This is a genomic window from Neisseria iguanae (assembly GCF_003013245.1).
In the GTDB taxonomy this organism is placed as follows: Bacteria; Pseudomonadota; Gammaproteobacteria; order Burkholderiales; family Neisseriaceae; genus Neisseria; species Neisseria iguanae.
Genome location: NZ_PXYY01000005.1, coordinates 1 through 17,756 on the forward strand (window position 1 = coordinate 1; position 17,756 = coordinate 17,756).

A 17,756-nucleotide genomic window follows, 5' to 3' on the forward strand; every position below is an offset into this window, starting at 1 on the left:
CGGTCTGACTTTACAATATTTGGCTAAATCAGCTTGCGATTTTTTCAAATCGGTAAGGCGTTGTTTAATTCGGTCGGCGAGTGTATTCATGTGGCTATTATCGCTGTCAATTATTTTCCTTTGGGAAACTCAAAAAAGGGGGATTATTGATTTATTTGTTAGCCATAGGTAATATTAAAACTTCAAAACACCCACTAAGGAAAAATCATGAGCGAGTACACATTACATGATTGGCTGAAACAACAACGTGGCCGTCTTAAAGCAATGTCAGAAGCATTAGGGATTAACTACACATGGATTTCGCAAATTGCAAGTGGCCGCAAAAAAGCCCCACTCGAAACAGCCATCAAAATCTCAGCTTATACAAATAACGAAGTAACGGTTGAAGCGATTGCTAAAGCCTACAAACCTAAAGAACCAAAAAAACAAGCCTAACAGCCATGCTTATAGCCGACATTCGCCACCATGTATCAACGGACTTCGTGATTTTCAACGAGTTCGTGGCTTTGTGCGGCTCGAATTTTCAGGCATCTAACCTGCTTTCTAACCTGTTTTGGTGGAGCGAAGTCGCCGAAAAAGACCCGAAACGCTGCGGCTGGATTTATAAAACCGCCGCCGATTTGAACGAAGAAGTCGGTCTGACACGGCGCGGTTACGAGAAAGCGCGTAAATTCCTCTCTGAAAAAGGCATCATTCAATATAAACGTGCCGGCGTATTCGGGAAAATGCACTGGCAAATCAACAAAAACAAGCTGTTAGAGCTTGTCTATCAAGTCAAAGGCCAACCTGTGCCTGACTTCGATTCCAAATACCAGTTTGATACTGACAACTTCCGTTTGGAAAAGTGGGTAAACCTGACCCTGTGGAACGCCTTTCTGAAAATGCGTACCGAAAAAACAGGCAAAGCCCCGACCATTAAGCAGAAAAAATACCTGCTCAACCAACTCAAAGACCTGAAGAACAAAAAGCTCGACCTGAACGCAATTATGGAAAAATCCATTGCTTCAGGCTGGGCTGGCTTCTATGCACCCGACAGCCGCAATGCACTGCCGACACCGCCATCTGCCGATGTTGCGGCGGCTAAAATAGCGGCTGAAATTCAAGTACAACTGGACGAACGCAACCAACCGTCGCCACAATCGGAACTTACCCCTGAAGAGCGGCGGCAACGGATCGAAAAACTCAAACAGAACATGAAAAAACAGTAATCCTAGGCTGTTGGTACAGTCATACCTAAAAGCTGCTCCGGCAGCTTTTTTTGCGTCTGTATGCCCCATTCAGACGGCCTAAACAGGTAAAAATTCGGATTTTCCTATCAAAGGCCGTCTGAAAATACAAATCCGGCCTGAAATTTAAATTCTAACGTCATTTTTCAGCATAAAAACGGCTATTTCTTCCCTGAAAAATTCTCTTTTTAAATCTTATGCTTGTACATTTTATACAAAGTAGTTTGCACAGATAGGACAATCCAGTTTGCGCAAAATGTACACGCTATATACAGAGACCACGCGCAAAGACCACTTTCATAGATTATTTGGCTGTGCCTGCTTAAATTTTATTCAAATGCTTTTTTCATTAAAAATAGATACTTACAGAAATTTTTTCAGGAAATATATATACAGGTTTTGTGGATAAATACGTTAAAAGGGTATATAATGGTATTACCTTTTAATACTCAATAGGCTAACACCATGAAAACTCAGACTGTACCGGTAGCAGTAAAACTGCCCTTAGATGTCAAAGAACGTCTGAAAATCGTTGCCGAACAGCAAGACCGTTCTATGCATTGGCTGATGCGTGAAGCGGTAAATCAGTTTTTGGAGCGGGAAGAGCATAAAGCTGCTTTGAGAAAAGAAGCAGATGCATCATGGCAACATTATCAGGAAACCGGCAGGCACGTTACTTTGGAAGAAGCCAATGATTGGATGGATAAAATCATTGCCGGTGAAGAAGTGGGGACACTTGAATGCCACAAATAATTTTAACCGAAAATGCAGCCGCCGATTTACAGCGGCTGTATCTGTTTCTTGAAGAAAAAGATATACTTGCGGCTAGAAGAGCCATTCAGACCATACGGGAAACATTAAACAAACTGGCAGCATTTCCGGCAGGTGGCCGATTTTTTGATGATGATTACCGGGAATGGCCTGTGCCGTTCGGTAATTGGGGCTATTTGGTGTTATACCGGATCGAGCCGGAAGCGGTAATCATCGTGGCCATCAAACATCAACGGGAATCGGCTTATAGCGGTGTTGGTGTGAATTAAGTATCAAAAACAGGAAAGCCCCGAAGAATCGGGGCTTTTTGTATAATGGCGGCGGGGCGATAAAGAAAAGCCCCATTGCAGTGGGGCTTTCTTCTTAAACATCGCCCTAGAAAGGAGATGTTTTCGCATGAAACGCACCTGCTCTAAAGGTCGTTATGCGCTAAGACTGAAAACAGTCATTAAGCTCATCTTAATGCTGTTCCTGCCCTTAGTCAATTAACGGCTATTAAAAAAACGTAAGTTTTCCGCCCATGCCTAACCGCATGGGCGGTTTTTTTATGGTTTTAGGCTTAAATCAACTCATTCACATCAATCTTTTTTTGCCAGTCAAATTTACTGCCTGACGAGTTGGAAATCGGCTCAGTCGTTTTTTCCTGAATAACGACCGGAGCAGATGGAGCAGCCGCCGATGATACCGCTTTTTCAGTAACAGGCTTTATGATTTTTCCTGACCGCGAACGGATAAACCGATTAAGTGCCTGCTGGCTTACTTGCAGATTTTTGGTTTCCGCCAAAAATTGCAGAATGATTTTTTCGGCAAACCCCATCTTTTTCATCTGAAGAATTTCTTCTTTGAACGGCTCTAAAACCGAAGTTTTGCCCTTTTTCGGCTCGAATTTATGCTTCTCAATAAATTTGTCCAAATCGCTCATTTTCTATTACGCTTAACTAACAATAACCATACAACATAATTACAACATTAAAACAATGTTTATACAATATCGATACAACTATCTACAACATATTACTCTATATCACAACATTTTTTACAACTTAAAACAACACTTATACAATATTAATACAATTTTCTAACAACTAAAAACAACATCATTACAACGAATATACAACATTTATACAACCAATAAATCCGGTCAGCGCGTACCTTTTCCTGATAAAACGACTGTTTCGTAAGAAAATAAGGATTTTTAACTAGAACGTAGAACGCAGGATAGGCAACGAGTGCCAAAAACAGGGTGGTTCTACCACCCTTATTCCGCCCCAATCGGCGGAAACTCCGCAGAGCGGCTGAGATTTCAAAACAACCATCGAGGGCAGCGGCCGCCGTGTTGTTGGTTGATGTCTAAATTTCAAAGCGCAAAAAGTCCAGACCAAGATGAGTGTCTTTGCGCGTCTTCCACCTTTTCCACCACGCCGCTAAGGGCGCACCGGACAAAGATGAAAGCTGCACAAAGCCAGTCTGGACTTTTTGCGCTTTGAAATTTTTAACGACATCACAACACGGCGGCCGCTGCCCCCGATGGTTGTTTAATTATGAATGAACCTTTGTGAAAGGAGTATCTGATGGGACTGGATATGTACGGCTACACCATGTGTGCTGAGTTTGTCGGCGAGCGTCAGACCGATGTGAATGTTCGTGAGGAAGAAGCCGAGCAGGCGCAGTTAAGCGATATTGCCTATTGGCGCAAGTTCAACCATCTGCACGGCTGGATGGAAAAACTGTATCGGGAAAAATACGGTAGAAAAGAATCGTTCAACTGCTGCAATGTTCGGCTGGAACTTGAAGACTTGGCGCGTTTGGAGGCCGATTTGGATGGCGGAAAACTGGAACACATCCCCGGCTTTTTCTTCGGCGGTGAAGAAATCTGCCCCGAAGACATCGCCGAAACCAAAGCCTTTATCGAAAATGCGCGTACTGCCATTGGCGCAGGGCTGGCCGTCTTCTATGACAGTTGGTGGTAAGGCATTTGGAACTTGGTTTTTCAGACGGCCTGAAAGCTGTCTGAAACAGGCTTTTGAGAATGAACATTATGGAAAACAACCATAAAGAATTAGCCGAACATTTCAGGGCATTCGGTTCGGCGTTCAGGGCTACCGACATATTCAGGGACTTTATCGAGCTGACGGCCATCACGCTGATAAACCAATACGCGTTTGACGAACAATGGGACGAGCGGGAAAACCGTTATCACGCAATCCGTCAGAAATATGCTGAAGACGATTTCAGGCAGTTTCCCCAAATATTGGCGGCGTTGATAACAGCGGTTTCGGAATCGAAACAGCAGGGTATTTTTGATGACGTTTTAGGTCGTCTGTATATGGATTTGAATTTGGGCAATCCCGACAGCGGTCAATATTTCACACCGTACAGCATCAGCAGGCTGATGTCGGGACTTTTTGTCCAAGACCTGCCTGAAAAGCTGAATAAGTAAAAGTTCGTCAGCGTTTTGGAACCTGCCTGCGGCAGTAGGGCAAACCTGATTGCTTTTGCCGAACAGATTCAGCAGTTAGGTCATATCCCTGCACGACGTATGGCGGCGATGGGCGTAGATATTGACGTTCTGTGTGTATGGATGTGTTTTATCCAATGCCAGCTTTACCGCATTCCCGCAAAAATCGTGCATGGCGACAGCCTGACCTGTGAATTTTGGTCTGCTTGGTGTACTTCCGACTGGGTATATGGCGGTTTTGCACAAGCGATGGCGGATAAGGTCGACAAAGAGAAGGCTGCCGATAGCGAAGAGCCGTCTTTAACGCCTGTTCCCCCTGCATTACTGACACTTGAACAACAGCTTGTCTTGTTCTTACGCGCGTTCAGACGGCCTGACGGCCGTCTGCGACCGCGGGAAGTCCCATAGGGGAAAAACCTACCGAAAGGAAACCGATATGCAATACCGCTTTATTTACGGTCAAGACGGCTGCCGCCTGATGGTTGCGAAACTGGATGATGAGCTGGACTGTATCAACTGCACCGATGAAGACCTTGACTGTTTGGGCGAATACTACCGCGATTTGACCGTTATTTTCGACATCGACCTTTACTGCCGCCTGCATCAAATGCTAATGGCGGCGGACGATGACCGTAAAAAGATCAAGGTCTGTATGGATGCGTCGATACGGAGTGTCAGCGGCTCGTTTTAATATGCGCTGATGGGGTGCTGTTTGGAAATCTGTTTTTACGGTGGCTTTGACGTGGAGGCGCATTGGTTTTGGCAGCACACGAGCATTGATTTTAATGTGGCCTTGGTTTTTCCACCCGAGTTTTACGCCGACCCATCGACGTGGTTTGAACGGGAAATCAAAGAGAAAGGAATCCACCATGAGGACTGATACCGACCGCCTGCTGTCTGAAATTTTAACACTGCACCCGAAAGAGCAACGTCATATTTTCATGACTCTATGGCGACATTCAGACGGCCTGAATGAGGGCTTAAGCGCAGACGACTGCATTGAAATTTTTGCAACTGCACTGAAGGGGAGCAGCGATTTTGATTATGAACTGCTGGCACAAACCTGCACCGATTACAGCATACCGACCGTAAACGAAAACTTCGTTTTACTGCCGCGCCAAAGCTACGACCGCCTGTTTTCAGACGGCCTGAAAGGGAAAATTCCAGATGGGACAGAACTTGATACGGGAGCAATAACCAACCTTTTACGCTTGAAAAATGTGGGTGATTTGGCCGTGATTTTGCTGGATGTTGCAGAAGAGAAACAGTTTTCACTATGTTTTGGTGGTAAATATATTTATGAATAGATAAATATAGTAAAGAAATTCAGCTGTTAGCTGATGATTTTGAGAAAAAATATATCGGCAGACGCTGGAAAATAGCCGCAGTCTTTACCTATTGACCATATTCATGCCGTCTGAAACAGTTTCAGACGGCATGAATTGGATATTCTGAAGACATAAAATCCGCCCGCCGCAGCCCCGTTACCGCCTCTCAAGGTTCGGCAGAAACGTCCCCACGCCCCCCAAGAAAAAAACAGACTTAGACAGCTTCTCCGGCATCTTCAGCAGCCTGCGAAACCGTCACGCCTGTTTTTTTCTTGCCCCTTACGGCGGGCTTTTTTATCAGAATAAAAAACACAACATGATTAAAAATAAATGAGGCCGAATGAAATGATACTTTATTTCATTCGAACCTCATTTATCAGCGCAATGCTGATTTATTAAGTTATCACAGTAAAAAACCGTTTCCTTGGTAAATGCAAATATTTTCTCTAAACGATATTCTGAGCAATATTTTGTACCTGTAAGAGGCTTAATGCACTATCTGCGAACACCAAACTAATAGCTTGTGATTGGCTATCACTGTAATAATTACTGATACTGACTTGATCCTCCAATCCAAATGCGCGAATGACCAAGTTATTTTCATTACGGCTGAAATCTGCATCTGCTAGCTTCACACTTTCAAATACCAATTTATCGATAAAGGCATCCATTCTGACAGAACCATCAGAAATAATATTTTTACCATGACCAGCTGCAAAAATGTATGTATCTTCAGTATTAATACCACCTTCTAAATAATCGTCTCCTGAGCCGCCGATAATGGTATCCCTGCCACCGAAACCATAGATTTTATCATCGCCATTGCCGCCGGTTAACGTATCATGGCCACCCCAACCTTGTAACAACTCACCGTTATGACCACCTTGAACCTTCAATGAAACTGTTTTCATTGCTTCCTGCGTCAACGTTTTACCAGAAAATTCAAAATCAACCGAGCGGTTACCTGAAGATTGGAAATATCTGCTTACCGTAACTGTATCTTCCGATCCGTATGCATTAACTACCAGGTCATTACCTAACCGGCTGAATACGGCATCTTTGGAATGAGCAGCTTCAAAGCGGAGGATATCGCTAAATTTATTGCCGTAATAAGACGCATCAGCAACCGTATCATGACCGTGGCCGCGAGCAAAAATATACAAGTCATTGCTGTTAATGCCCCCCATCAACATATCATTACCGGCACCCCCGATAAGCGTATCGTTACCATTGCTACCACGCAGGGTGTCATCACCATCATCGCCTCTCAAGATTTTATCTTGGGCTGCGGCCAAACCGCTTACTTCCATACTCAACAGTGAGGAGGTCGATTTACCATAGGCATCCGTTGCAACCAATTGATTTGGAGATTGCCGGCATTTGGAGCAATGCCATTGAGAACTTGGCGTTCTGCATCAAATGTCAACCATTTGGGCAATTCACCACCATCGACAGTAACTGCACGATAAGTCAGTTTATCACCGTCAGGGTCGGTAAAATGCCCTTGCGGAATCGTAAACTCCCAAGGTTGGCCAACTTTAATATAGGCTGTATCCAGACGGCCTTGTACCAGTGGAGCATGGTTTTCATTGATAATAATTGTCCAGTTTTGGCTGGTATCTAAGCCTTCAGCATCAATTGCAGTAATGGTTAAATCCAACTTACCAGAGAGTTCTTCCCCAACCATACCGCTTAGTGTTCGTGTGGCACTATCAAATTTCCAGCTTTGAGGCAATGGAGAGCCATCAGAACGGGTGATTTGGTATTGTTCGATACCCTTATCGTCTATAAACAGATTATCTGCCAATTGGTAAGTAAATGTTTCCCCAATTTTTAATGATAGTGCTTCGGGTTGGGTTGAAGCCTCAGGGGCATTATTTTGAAACAGATTAAGCCCAAACATGCCGTCTGAAAAATCCTCAATCACAATTTGTGATGAGAAACGATCAGATTCCACCAGCAAACGGCTACCGTTCATAGTGAGGGATAAACCCTGAGCAGATACCCAATGTCCTTCCCGAGCTAACTTCCAATTAAGTGAATCCAAAGCCATACCATCAATCAAAATCAGGCCGCTTTTATCCTCATCGATAATGGTTTTGACATCATACGGATTTTGCAAATCACCGCTGGAGAAGATATAAACATCATAACCCTCGCCACCATCAAGCAGGTCTCGACCAACTCCGCTTTCAAGAGTGTCATGCCCCTTGCCGCCATAAAGTTTGTCATCTCCATCACCTCCGTAAAGATAATCATCCCTCGATACCGAAGCATCGCGATTGTCGTCTCCCCATAGGATGTCGTCTCCTTTTCCACCGTCTAAATAATCATTACCGTCTTGTCCGATAATCAAATCATTACCGGCACCGCCATACAGGAAATCAGCAGCGCCACCAACCGATACACGATGCACTGAATCATAAAGAGGTACTGTAGCAGTTAAGGCATAATCTCCTGTTTGAGGATCAATAGTGACTTCCCACTCATCCATCTCCCGATGAGTAAAGCTGAAACTGTTGATATACTGAGCCTCCCATGCCCCGTTTTTAAACGTATATTCAGACGTTAAAGCAGTCCTTGCTGCAGGCGATATCGTTGGCATCATCGTACCGGGTACAAAAGGCATAATTGGAGCAATCGGTGTGTAACCGTATGTTACTCCGCTTCCCTCAATATATAGATAGTGGCTACGGCTTCCATAACGGTAAAATGCATCACCAAGGATCACATCGTCTCCCGCACCACCAAAAATGGTGTCGCTGCCTTCTCCGCCAGTTAGCAGATCACAGTTTTGACTACCGTAAACTTCATCATTGCCTTCACCAGCCACGACCCAATCACCCCGTTCACCGGTACTTTCTTCAAGCAAATGACTGCCTTTGAATTCACTGTACACAATGTCATCACCAGCAAGGCCATAAATCAAATCACGGCCGCTACCGCCGATAATGATGTCACGGTCAAGAGCTTTCTCCGCTTCAGGTTTATCTGCAGACACAAACCCACTACCATTTAAAATATCATTGCCATCACCACCGTCAATCACATCAGCACCGTAACTGCCATAAACACGGTCATTACCCTCACCAACAGCCACAGTTAATGCACCGGCTGCAGTCGCAAAAACCAGATCCGCTTTGCCACCGCCGGTAAGGTTAAAATGACGGTCACTGCCAGCAGCATAAAATATATTGTATTTGTCTGCTTGACCGTAGCCGCCCGTCAACACCAAGTTTCCGGAAGCTGCCTGATCAGCTGCCTCTTTAGTAACTAACTCAATGCCTAGCCCGCGTGAATTGTCTCCATGGAAAAAGTCTTTAATCACAGCGGTATCACGACCATGCTTCACCATCAGCACATTACTGCCTTCAGGACGCAATGCCGTCATCTGATTATCAGGCTTGCCGTTTTCATCTACGCTATACCAAGATTTATCCTCGGCACTGTTACGCATAAATCTTGTTGCTTTCAGGCTGTCTGAAAACACGATTTCTCCGCTGCCGTCGCTGTCGAACACCGTGTCAATACCCTCAATCCGATACACATCACGGCCTCTGCCACCTTCCAAATAATCAGAACCCGCTTTACCCTCCAGTACATCATCGCCTGCACCGCCGAATAACTTGTCACCCAAACGGCCGCCTTTCAAACTCTCGTCTCCATCACTGCCGAAACGGGTAATCTTTTCCGTAGGATCCAACGGTTCCGCCGCGGCGACACGGGCGTGGAAATCCGTTTTCAAATCATGATAATGATAGATTTCTTTCAAATGATTATTTTCCAACCAGTTCAGTTCGGACAAATCTTTTGTCGCATATTGCTCATAATGCTTCAGCATTTCAAAACGGGCGGCAATATAGTTTGCGGTCATACCGTTCGGATTATCCGAAGAATAAAGGCTGTATTCCTGACCCGTATTCAATTTCGAGTAATCTAAACCCGTTAAGGCAAACGGCTGCATATGATGCAGGGCATAGCGCATGGCCATGCCGTCTGCAGTGTTGCTGTTTGCAATATCCAAGGAAACGGCAATAAATTGAATAGCTTGGTTGCCAGATTCTTTTATTTCCGAAATTTTTTCCTGCAATTCGGCCAAATGTCTGTGATACTGCACGCGCGAAGGCGCATCATCCGATACGTCACCAATCGCTGTTGCTGCTAAATCCGCTTTTTGGAACACAATGCCACGCACGAAATCCAATACTTTTTCCAAAGAGTCCTCAGGTTTGTGGCTGGCAGCATTTAAGATTTTATTGAATTGTCCCAAAGTGAGGTTTTTATCCAACAGGGAAAGGGTGTAAGCCAAAGCCAAGGCGTCGGTAATTTTGTACATCGAATGATTTTCTATACCGTCGATCAAACCCTTACTTTCCTCGCTGAAAACAGTTTGACGCTCGCCCACCTGCTTAAACCACCAGTCATTGGTCGTTACATTAATACCGTGTTCGGTATAGTAATTATTCTGGCCTTGGTAAAACGCAGTACTTCCAATACCCAATGCTTTCTCAATCTCTTTGAAAGCCGCTTCGCTTCTATCGATAAACCCCGCACTGTTAAACGTATCCACACCATTGATTTTCAGCCCCTGATAGCCGTCGAAAATCCGTGCAAACGCAGATGCCAAATGGCCACCCAAACTATGTCCGACAACAGTAATACCGTTTTTCAGATACTCCGCAGGAATCGCTCCTTGGGCATCTGCCGTCTCCTTTACCCACCACTTCACCATTTCATCCACCTGCTTGCGGGCAAGTGTATTCAATGCCAAATCAGCATCTGCATATAAATCATACTTGTCTGTTTTGTCCTTACCAAACTCAGTACCGCGCATAGACAAATAAACTCTGCCTGCAAAATCGCTTCCCTCTTTACCTTCCCAAAGCACCGCAGCAAATCCAGGGGCTTGCTTGTTTGCCCCATAGGTGGTGATAACTTTGAAATTTTTCTCTAAAAACTCAGATTGTCTTTTACTAAGTTGATTATTTAATATATTGGATAAGCTTAAACTATCCAACTCCTTCAAACCATCTACATATCCAGCAGAAGAAAGTAAAGATGAAACATAAACTTCTTTTAAATTAATCATTACCAAACCCTTAATTAACTATTAAAAAACCATACTTTTTTTGCATTTCAGCATCAAATTTTTTTGTCATTTCATTACAATTATCATCCATATTTGACATCAAAACAGGAGACTTAGATAAAAGTATTGAGCTCATTCTCCCTCCTTTTAAAAGAAAAGAATCAAGCTTTAAGATAATATCCCCTGTCTTTATATCTTCATATCCATATTGAAATTTTTGAATCGGTAAAACAGTATTTTTCAAATACATAGTATCAATGTAGACATGTTTTACCTTTGAGCCTCTAATTTTCTCCTCCGCAATATAAGTGATGGATACCTCCCCACAAATCTTATTAAACTCCCATCTCCCCTGCACCTCATCCTGATAAAAAAACACCATCAGCCCCAGCCAACAGCAAAAATAAACCGCAAGCTGCCACCAACTGCGGAAGAGTCCGTAGCGTCGGTTTAATTCTCCGAACAACAATCCCAATGCTACGCCGATGCCGCCGAACACCAACGCCCAATAGAGCAAAAGCAAAATCGCAATCATGGCTTACTACCTTTTTTCTTGGCCAGCCTTTTAATCAAACGGTTGTGTAGAAACAAACCCACTAAAATCCCCGGAAGTATTCCCAGTAACAGGAACGGCAGAAAATGGACAACCGCGGCCGTAATTTCAACCATATTTAATCCTTCTAACAACAACTTACCATTGTGAATTTGAAATAATTTACCGTCAATTGCTGTTCTATACAGAAACACAAGCCAGGAACTGTGTGAAACCTAAAACTCGCGGGCAGGGTACGAGCCCCAGCATGTATGCGCTTCATCGCCTATATGTATAAAGGCCGTCTGGAAATCCCAATCTTTCAGACGGCCTTTTTATCTGTCCGTATCATGCTGCTCTGCTTTATATTGCCGCATCACCAGCTTCACCAACGACACGCTGCAACCGGCCAGCTTGGCCGTTTCCTGAAGGGTATGGTTTTGGCGCAGGCTGACAATCAGCTTGTGCTTTTGTGTGTCGGCCTGACGGCCTTTGAACCGCCCCTGTTTTTTCGCTTCGGCAATACCGGCCGCTTGGCGTTGTTTGCGCTGCTCGTAGTCGTTTCTGGCCATTTGCAGGGCAATTTTCAGCAACATGGTTTGTATGCTGTCTAAAACGATTTTGGCGATTTCGGAATCGGTTTGGATTTGGCTCAGGTCGATAATGCCGGGAATGGAAAGGAACGCGCCTTTTTCGCGGATACGGTTGACCAGCTTCTCGGCTTCGGCCAGCGGCAGGCGGGTAATGCGGTCGATATGCTCGGCGATGATGACATCGCCTTGTTGCAAGTCGGCAATCAGTTGATTCAACACGGGGCGGTCGGCTCGGACACCGGAAGCCTTTTCTTTATAAATGCCTGCGATGTAGTAGCCTTCGGCCTTTGCTTTCTCAATCAGGGCATTCTGCCGCTCGAGATTTTGCGCTTCGGTGCTGACGCGTTGGTAGATTCTTGCTGCTTTCATGGCCGGCCTCAATAGTCGATACCGGAAATGCAGTGCTGATACAGGAACGCCGCCACTTCGCTGTCATCGCCGGAGCGGTAGAAGGCGGACAGTTTTTCGTTGAACTCGGGCATTTTTGCCTCGGCGATTTCCAAAATGCCGCAGCCTTTTGCCATCATCAGGGCGTTGGCAAACAGCGTGGCCGTGCGTTTGTTGCCGTCCCAAAAAACCTGCTGCCGCATCAAGGCCAACATGGTGCGTATGGCAGTTTCGGTGGTTGAGCCGCTGTATGCGTTGATATTATGCATTAGTTCTGCCACTTCCGCTTCGGCCATGACCGGCGGCGTATGGCGCGAACCGTCGAATAAGGTTACGCCCACGGAGCCGGTACGGAATTCCCCGGGAACCAGCGAATCATCTTGCGCCACCATATTGTTGATTTTTTTTAGCAGGACAATATCCACCGGCAGGCCGTCTGAAAGGTGCCGTATCACATACTGATACGCGCGTTTCAGATGGAGGATAGTTTGAATATCACCCAAAGAAGCCGTGGCGACGTTGTGGCCGTTGATAATCTGCTCGGTCTGCAACAGCGTGGTTTGACAGTTTTCAAAGCGGCTCAGATTGTGGATTTGCGCCACAAGCACCTTTTGGGCTAAAAACAGATTTTCTTTCAGGCTGAGTGCGTATTTGTCGGGATACATGCTGAATCCTATGGTTAATTTGAGCATACCCTGATTACCCAATTTCAGTACCTGTCAAACGATGGTTAATTTGGAATACTCAGGGCTTTATTTGTCCATATCCAAATTATCTACTCTATTTGCCCACTTATCAATGAGCTTTACCTTTTCTGACCTTTCTGAAAACAAAAAAAGCCCTGCGGCCATACAGAATCCTGTATGGCCGCAGGGCTTTTGTCGGGTGCTTAACGTGTAGGTTCGTTGTCTTGGCCGCGTTCGTGTTGCGGTGTCTGGCTTTTCAGACGGCCTTGTGCTTGGTCGTACTGCCGTTGGGCTTGCGTGGTAAAAGGCTGTCCGGCCATATTCTTTGCCAGTCGGCTGATGATACGTGCTTCGGTTTTGTGGCCCATTTTATACAGCTCTTTGGCAATCAGGCCATACTCAGCCAAGATATAACCACGGGTTTTCATGGCTTCTTGAAGATAAGGGTGTTTCGGCCGATTACTGTTCTGCACGGCTTTTATCAGCTCGGCTGCCTGCTGTTGGTGGACATTGCCGGCAACACCGCGCTGCCGCATGGCACGCAGTAAACCATTTTCCGGTTTTATAGTTTGGCCACGGTGCTGCCGCCGTGTGGCCGCGCATTCCACACCTTCTTCCCTGAGCTTTTCAGCAAAACGGACGCGCCACTCGAACAGGTCGTTTTTACGCGGATTCATACGTTGGCCAAAGGCATCACGCATTAACACACACAAATGGACGTGCGGGTGTTCGGGTTCGTCTTCTTTCTTTGATTCATGGTGCAGCGCAAAAACGTATTGGTGGTCGCGGAACTGCTCGGCCGCAAAATTCCGCGCAGCGCTCAATACCGCCTCCGGCGGTGTGCCGGCCGGCATGGACAGCACGATATTGAGGGCTTCACGGTGTTTGCTGCCGTCGGGAATATTGAGCTTTTCCCAGTCTTCGGTCAGCGATTTGACGGCTTTCTTGCCGTCCAGCTTTTCACCCGACTGGGTTTCTACCGTGATTTTTCCGTTGCGCGAAATATAGCCCAAATGGTTTACCACGCCCTGCATTCCTTTGGAAAACTGACTGAGCCGCTTTGGGATTTTCACCATCACTTCGGGATGTTTTTTGGCGGCGGTCAGGTTGGCCAAACCGCTTCCCGGTTTCAGCGGTATGCCCGACTTCGGACGGTGTTTGGATTTGGTCAACGGCACGCCGGAATCTTTGGCTTTGACGGCGCAGGTTTTGTAGCCCAAAAACCAATCGTCGATTTTTTTGTTGAGCGATATGGCGGTTCTCCTATTTGGCGGTCAGACGTTTGCGGTTGGTTCTCAAAACATCGGCCACTTTTTCGGTATGTTGCTTGATGATCTGCGTCAGTTCTTTGATGTGCTCGGACGTAACTGATGCGCTTTCGCCCATATTGAGCTGTCGGGCGACTTGGTTAAGGTTTCGGCCGATACTTAAAAGCTGGTAATTGGACTGATACAGCACTTCTACTTCGGAGGCCGACAAAGACGGATGTTTGCGGATATACGCCTGTACAATATCACGCACGACATCGTTCACGCTGCTGTGGTGCTGCGCGGCCGCCATTTCCAAGTAGGAACGGTCTTTTTCGGGCAGGCGAACAGTAATGCGTTTGCTGCCTTGCGGCGGCGGCAGTTTGATGAGTTCGGGTTCTTCTTTTTCCAACTGTTCTTTCAAAAGCCGTTTAGCCATCCATGAGACACTCGCTTTGCCATACCGTTCTTTGGCCAACAGAGTCAGCGCATCAATTTCTTCGCGCGTCAGTCCGTAAACGCTGATTTCAGGCATATTTGGATTCCTTTTTTCTCAAACAGAAAGGCCGTCTGAAAAAATTCAGACGGCCGGCAGCCGGCAGGCTGGATACTGCCCTATGCCATGATGTCTCAAAGGTGAAAGCAAAATCAGGCAAGGGCAGTATCTGGCCGTATCCGTCGGCCTGCTGAGGTTCAGACGGCCTTTGCTCATTCCGTTCCGTTTCAATCTGCTGCTCGAAGCTCAGCACAAAACCTTTAATCCTGCCTGCGTCCTGCGTGGCTTTCAGAATTTCCGTCGGTTCTTCGCTCAGCGCTTTGACCCAACTGCCGACATAGTGGGCATGGCGGTCGGGATTGTGCGGCAAGCCCAATTCACGCGTAAGCATCAGGGAAGCAATTTCGGCACGCAGCTCTTCACGGGCATAGGCTTCGCTGCCGAAACGGCCGCTCAAATCACGGTTCAAACGGCTTTCATGGCCGCTCCAATGGCCAAGCTCATGCAAGGCCACGGCCATAATATTCCCCCTGTCCTGCAAACTGCTCCTTTTTCGGCAGTACGATGACATCACGGCCCGGGTTGTAGTAAGCATCATTACCGCCGTGCCGGATGACTGCGCCCGACGCGGCCAGCAGCTTCTCGGCACGTTCGTGGTTTGCCCAAACGGGTTCGGCCTGTTTCAGTTCAGGAAGGCCGTCAATCTGTTCCGCATTGAACACGGTAAAGCCTTTGAAATACGGCTTTTCCAAAGCATGATGCTCTTTCACCGGTTCTCCGTTTTCATCACGCACCGTTTTACCTTGTTCGTCTTTTTTGACGCGCTCGACGTGGGTAATCAGCCGTACCAGCCCGACACCCCGTTCACCTTTGCGTACTTGGGCATTCACGGAAGCAGCCTGTTTGTAGGTCATCCAACGCGGGTCATTGCGCCCTTGCAGCATCAGGCGCAGAAAATTGAGGCCGTTGTATTCACTGCCTGACACAGGATTGTGCGGGAAATCCCTGCCCATAGATGGCTCCCACAATCGCTGAAACGGCGCGGTTCCTTGTTGCAAACGTTCAATCAGCTCTTGGGAAATTTGTCGGCGTATTCTTCCTGCCGGCTCTTTTGTTGTTCACTCATACCGGTTCTCCTTCAAACGACAAAAAAGCCCTGCCGTCTCCGGCAGGGCTTGTGCTTATTTCCAGCTTTCCAAATCCAGCAGCCGTTTGGCCGCCGGCGGCGAAGCCAGGTCTTCAAGATAGGCTTTCATGGCTTCGTAGGAAGTGCAGGCGGTCAGGTATTTGTCCTGCTCTTCATCATTCAGCCTGAAAAATACGGCCTGCTCTTCGGGGGTGAGCAGGTTATCCCAGTCGTCTTGCCAAATGTCGGCGAAATTTTCCGAAGTCATGATGTTCCTTTTCTGATGTTCCAGTCTCCCGCCTTATCCACCGCGTCCTTGTCGACATATCGAATTCGGTTGCCTTCGCTTGAAATATAACGGCTTCCGTACACACGGATTTTCAGACGGCCTGCAGGCATTTTTTTCAACACGTCGCAATACATCAGATAGTCGATTTTGGAACGGCTGTTCAACGAATGCGTGCATTTCAACACATGGATGCCTGCCCACTTTTCAGGGCGTTTTTTGTGTATCGTCCTGCCTATCATCATAGGTCATCTCCTTTTATCGTGAAATTTCCGGTTCCTGCTCTTGGCTGTGTTCAGGACGGTGTTGCGGTTCCACCGTCATTTTTTGTGCCGACGGTGCTTGCGTAGGGCTGGGAATCTGAATTGGCTGAGGCAGTTTACTGCCTTTCATCTTCTTGGCCGTATGCTCGTAGTAGTTACGCAATGCATCGGTGCGGGTATCGCCTTCCAAACCTTGCAGCGTGTCCATAAGCGGTTGTGAAAAATGCCCGAAGGCTAAATTTAAAACTCTTGGAATACGTCCCAGGTTTCATGCTGGCGTTTCATCACCACAGGCATAGCTCTAGCAGTTTCCGATTGCACGGAGACTGCAACAGTATTAGGTTCTGTCGTAGGTTTAACAGAAGATTTTGCAGGAATAGGCATACTATAAGCAGCCGTTTTAAGTAAAGGCTTTTTACTCAGACGCGCGTATCGATATTTAACATTCCGCACATAAGCTCGAGTTTCAGTATAGGGCGGAATACCCTTATACCGATCAACCGCACCCTCACCGGCATTATATCCAGCTAAAACCAAATCAAGATTACACCCAGTTGGGTGACTTCTATCCGGATAGCGGTTACATAAGAAGCGTAAATATTTTGTTCCTGCAATCAAATTTGGTTCAGGTTGATATAAAAGTTTAGGGCTCACCCCCATACGCGCTGCCGTAGGTGGTATTACCTGCATTAAACCTTGAGCATCTTTATGGGATAAAGCCTTCGGATTTCCTTCACTTTCTCGCCCCATAACAGCCCATATAAGATTTGTATCCAACCGCTGCGCTGCTGCGTGTTTTTCAACTAAAGCAGCGTATTGCGGAAATGTTAATCTGTCTGCATTTGCTACTGAAGCTAAGAGCAACGCTGCCATGAATACTTTTCTTTTCATTGAACCTCCTTTCAAAAACAAAAAAAGCAATATCTAAAGCTTCTTCAAGAGAAGGTTTTAAATATTGCTTCTGTGTCGAAATTGTGCCTGAAGTACAATTTTTACAACTACTGTATCAGGCTGTGTATGCAGGATTAAATACTGTTTAAAAACAATTAGTTATATTTTATATTTATGACTTTTAATCCGTTGGTCGAAGGTTCGAATCCTTCACGACCCACCAGATAAAAATAAAGAAACCTGCTTAGTAATAAGCAGGTTTCTTTACGTCTGACTGAAAGGTTGGCCGAATTTTCAGACGTACTTGAGTAGATAAAACAAGCGGTTTCGCGTAAAATATGTGCAATATTTATCTGTCTCAAGAAGGCCGTCTGAAT

At 46.1% G+C, this 17,756-nt stretch carries 23 protein-coding genes; 9 read left to right on the forward strand and 14 right to left on the reverse strand.

Annotated elements, in window-relative coordinates; genetic code table 11:
* Nucleotides 1-207: 207 nt before the first annotated feature.
* The 4 genes from C7N83_RS01385 to C7N83_RS01400 all read left to right on the forward strand — a co-directional run bounded on the left by C7N83_RS01385 (nt 208) and on the right by C7N83_RS01400 (nt 2,266).
* A complete protein-coding gene (locus tag C7N83_RS01385) occupies nt 208-435 on the forward strand; it encodes a hypothetical protein (RefSeq protein ID WP_106740068.1) in 228 nt (75 codons plus the stop codon).
* Between the two features lie 5 nt (nt 436-440).
* Entirely contained in the window at nt 441-1,208 is a 768-nt protein-coding gene (locus tag C7N83_RS01390; protein WP_106740069.1) for a hypothetical protein, read from the forward strand.
* A 483-nt stretch (nt 1,209-1,691) separates the two neighbouring features.
* On the forward strand, nt 1,692-1,979 hold the full coding sequence (locus C7N83_RS01395; protein ID WP_106740071.1) for a CopG family ribbon-helix-helix protein: 288 nt from the start codon (nt 1,692-1,694) through the stop codon (nt 1,977-1,979).
* Nucleotides 1,967-2,266, forward strand: coding sequence for a type II toxin-antitoxin system RelE/ParE family toxin (locus tag C7N83_RS01400; protein WP_106740073.1), 300 nt, complete (start codon nt 1,967-1,969; stop codon nt 2,264-2,266). The genes C7N83_RS01395 and C7N83_RS01400 overlap by 13 nt, the downstream gene beginning before the upstream one ends.
* Nucleotides 2,267-2,556: 290 nt before the next feature.
* On the opposite strand, the gene C7N83_RS01405 is transcribed toward C7N83_RS01400, so the two are convergent.
* Nucleotides 2,557-2,919: a hypothetical protein gene (locus C7N83_RS01405; protein WP_106740074.1), complete on the reverse strand. Its 363-nt coding sequence runs from the start codon at nt 2,917-2,919 to the stop codon at nt 2,557-2,559.
* Between the two features lie 649 nt (nt 2,920-3,568).
* Here C7N83_RS01405 and C7N83_RS01410 point away from each other — a divergent pair.
* The 5 genes from C7N83_RS01410 (at nt 3,569) to C7N83_RS01435 (ending at nt 5,762) form a co-directional block, all read left to right on the forward strand.
* A complete protein-coding gene (locus tag C7N83_RS01410) occupies nt 3,569-3,967 on the forward strand; it encodes a phosphoglycerate kinase (protein ID WP_106740076.1) in 399 nt (132 codons plus the stop codon).
* A gap of 59 nt (nt 3,968-4,026) precedes the next feature.
* Nucleotides 4,027-4,437 carry a hypothetical protein gene (locus C7N83_RS01415; protein WP_106740078.1) on the forward strand — a complete coding sequence of 137 codons (411 nt, stop codon included), beginning with the start codon at nt 4,027-4,029 and terminating at the stop codon, nt 4,435-4,437.
* A 15-nt stretch (nt 4,438-4,452) separates the two neighbouring features.
* Complete coding sequence (locus C7N83_RS01420; RefSeq protein ID WP_106740080.1) at nt 4,453-4,863, forward strand: hypothetical protein; 411 nt, start codon at nt 4,453-4,455, stop codon at nt 4,861-4,863.
* 28 nt (nt 4,864-4,891) lie between these two features.
* The gene (locus C7N83_RS01425; protein ID WP_106740082.1) at nt 4,892-5,146 is read left to right on the forward strand and encodes a hypothetical protein; all 255 of its coding nucleotides are present in this window, start codon (nt 4,892-4,894) and stop codon (nt 5,144-5,146) included.
* Between the two features lie 178 nt (nt 5,147-5,324).
* Nucleotides 5,325-5,762 (forward strand): hypothetical protein, encoded by a 438-nt coding sequence (locus tag C7N83_RS01435; protein ID WP_106740086.1) that lies wholly within the window; start codon nt 5,325-5,327, stop codon nt 5,760-5,762.
* 467 nt (nt 5,763-6,229) lie between these two features.
* Here C7N83_RS01435 and C7N83_RS01440 read toward each other — a convergent pair whose 3' ends face one another.
* From C7N83_RS01440 to C7N83_RS01500, 13 genes are all read right to left on the reverse strand, one after another.
* Nucleotides 6,230-7,078, reverse strand: a complete 849-nt coding sequence (locus C7N83_RS01440; RefSeq protein WP_211296550.1) for a calcium-binding protein — start codon at nt 7,076-7,078, stop codon at nt 6,230-6,232.
* A gap of 17 nt (nt 7,079-7,095) precedes the next feature.
* A complete protein-coding gene (locus tag C7N83_RS01445) occupies nt 7,096-10,872 on the reverse strand; it encodes a putative Ig domain-containing protein (RefSeq protein WP_106740089.1) in 3,777 nt (1,258 codons plus the stop codon).
* 10 nt (nt 10,873-10,882) lie between these two features.
* A complete protein-coding gene (locus C7N83_RS01450) occupies nt 10,883-11,407 on the reverse strand; it encodes a hypothetical protein (RefSeq protein ID WP_106740090.1) in 525 nt (174 codons plus the stop codon).
* A 332-nt stretch (nt 11,408-11,739) separates the two neighbouring features.
* On the reverse strand, nt 11,740-12,366 hold the full coding sequence (locus tag C7N83_RS01455; protein ID WP_106740092.1) for a recombinase family protein: 627 nt from the start codon (nt 12,364-12,366) through the stop codon (nt 11,740-11,742).
* Between the two features lie 8 nt (nt 12,367-12,374).
* Nucleotides 12,375-13,049: a Fic family protein gene (locus tag C7N83_RS01460; RefSeq protein ID WP_106740094.1), complete on the reverse strand. Its 675-nt coding sequence runs from the start codon at nt 13,047-13,049 to the stop codon at nt 12,375-12,377.
* 224 nt (nt 13,050-13,273) lie between these two features.
* Nucleotides 13,274-14,323 carry a relaxase/mobilization nuclease domain-containing protein gene (locus C7N83_RS01465; protein ID WP_106740095.1) on the reverse strand — a complete coding sequence of 350 codons (1,050 nt, stop codon included), beginning with the start codon at nt 14,321-14,323 and terminating at the stop codon, nt 13,274-13,276.
* 10 nt (nt 14,324-14,333) lie between these two features.
* On the reverse strand, nt 14,334-14,852 hold the full coding sequence (gene mobC / locus C7N83_RS01470; protein ID WP_106740097.1) for a plasmid mobilization relaxosome protein MobC: 519 nt from the start codon (nt 14,850-14,852) through the stop codon (nt 14,334-14,336).
* Complete coding sequence (locus C7N83_RS01475; protein ID WP_106740099.1) at nt 14,845-15,333, reverse strand: zincin-like metallopeptidase domain-containing protein; 489 nt, start codon at nt 15,331-15,333, stop codon at nt 14,845-14,847. The genes mobC and C7N83_RS01475 overlap by 8 nt, the downstream gene beginning before the upstream one ends.
* The gene (locus C7N83_RS01480; RefSeq protein WP_106740101.1) at nt 15,314-15,907 is read right to left on the reverse strand and encodes an ArdC-like ssDNA-binding domain-containing protein; all 594 of its coding nucleotides are present in this window, start codon (nt 15,905-15,907) and stop codon (nt 15,314-15,316) included. Before C7N83_RS01480 ends, C7N83_RS01475 begins: the two co-directional genes overlap by 20 nt.
* Nucleotides 15,908-15,994: 87 nt before the next feature.
* Complete coding sequence (locus tag C7N83_RS01485; protein WP_106740103.1) at nt 15,995-16,207, reverse strand: hypothetical protein; 213 nt, start codon at nt 16,205-16,207, stop codon at nt 15,995-15,997.
* Complete coding sequence (locus C7N83_RS01490) at nt 16,204-16,470, reverse strand: hypothetical protein (protein WP_211296551.1); 267 nt, start codon at nt 16,468-16,470, stop codon at nt 16,204-16,206. Before C7N83_RS01490 ends, C7N83_RS01485 begins: the two co-directional genes overlap by 4 nt.
* Before the next feature lie 13 nt (nt 16,471-16,483).
* Nucleotides 16,484-16,696 carry a hypothetical protein gene (locus tag C7N83_RS01495; protein WP_106740104.1) on the reverse strand — a complete coding sequence of 71 codons (213 nt, stop codon included), beginning with the start codon at nt 16,694-16,696 and terminating at the stop codon, nt 16,484-16,486.
* A gap of 32 nt (nt 16,697-16,728) precedes the next feature.
* Complete coding sequence (locus C7N83_RS01500) at nt 16,729-17,379, reverse strand: lytic transglycosylase domain-containing protein (RefSeq protein WP_106740106.1); 651 nt, start codon at nt 17,377-17,379, stop codon at nt 16,729-16,731.
* Between the last annotated feature and the right edge of the window lie 377 nt (nt 17,380-17,756).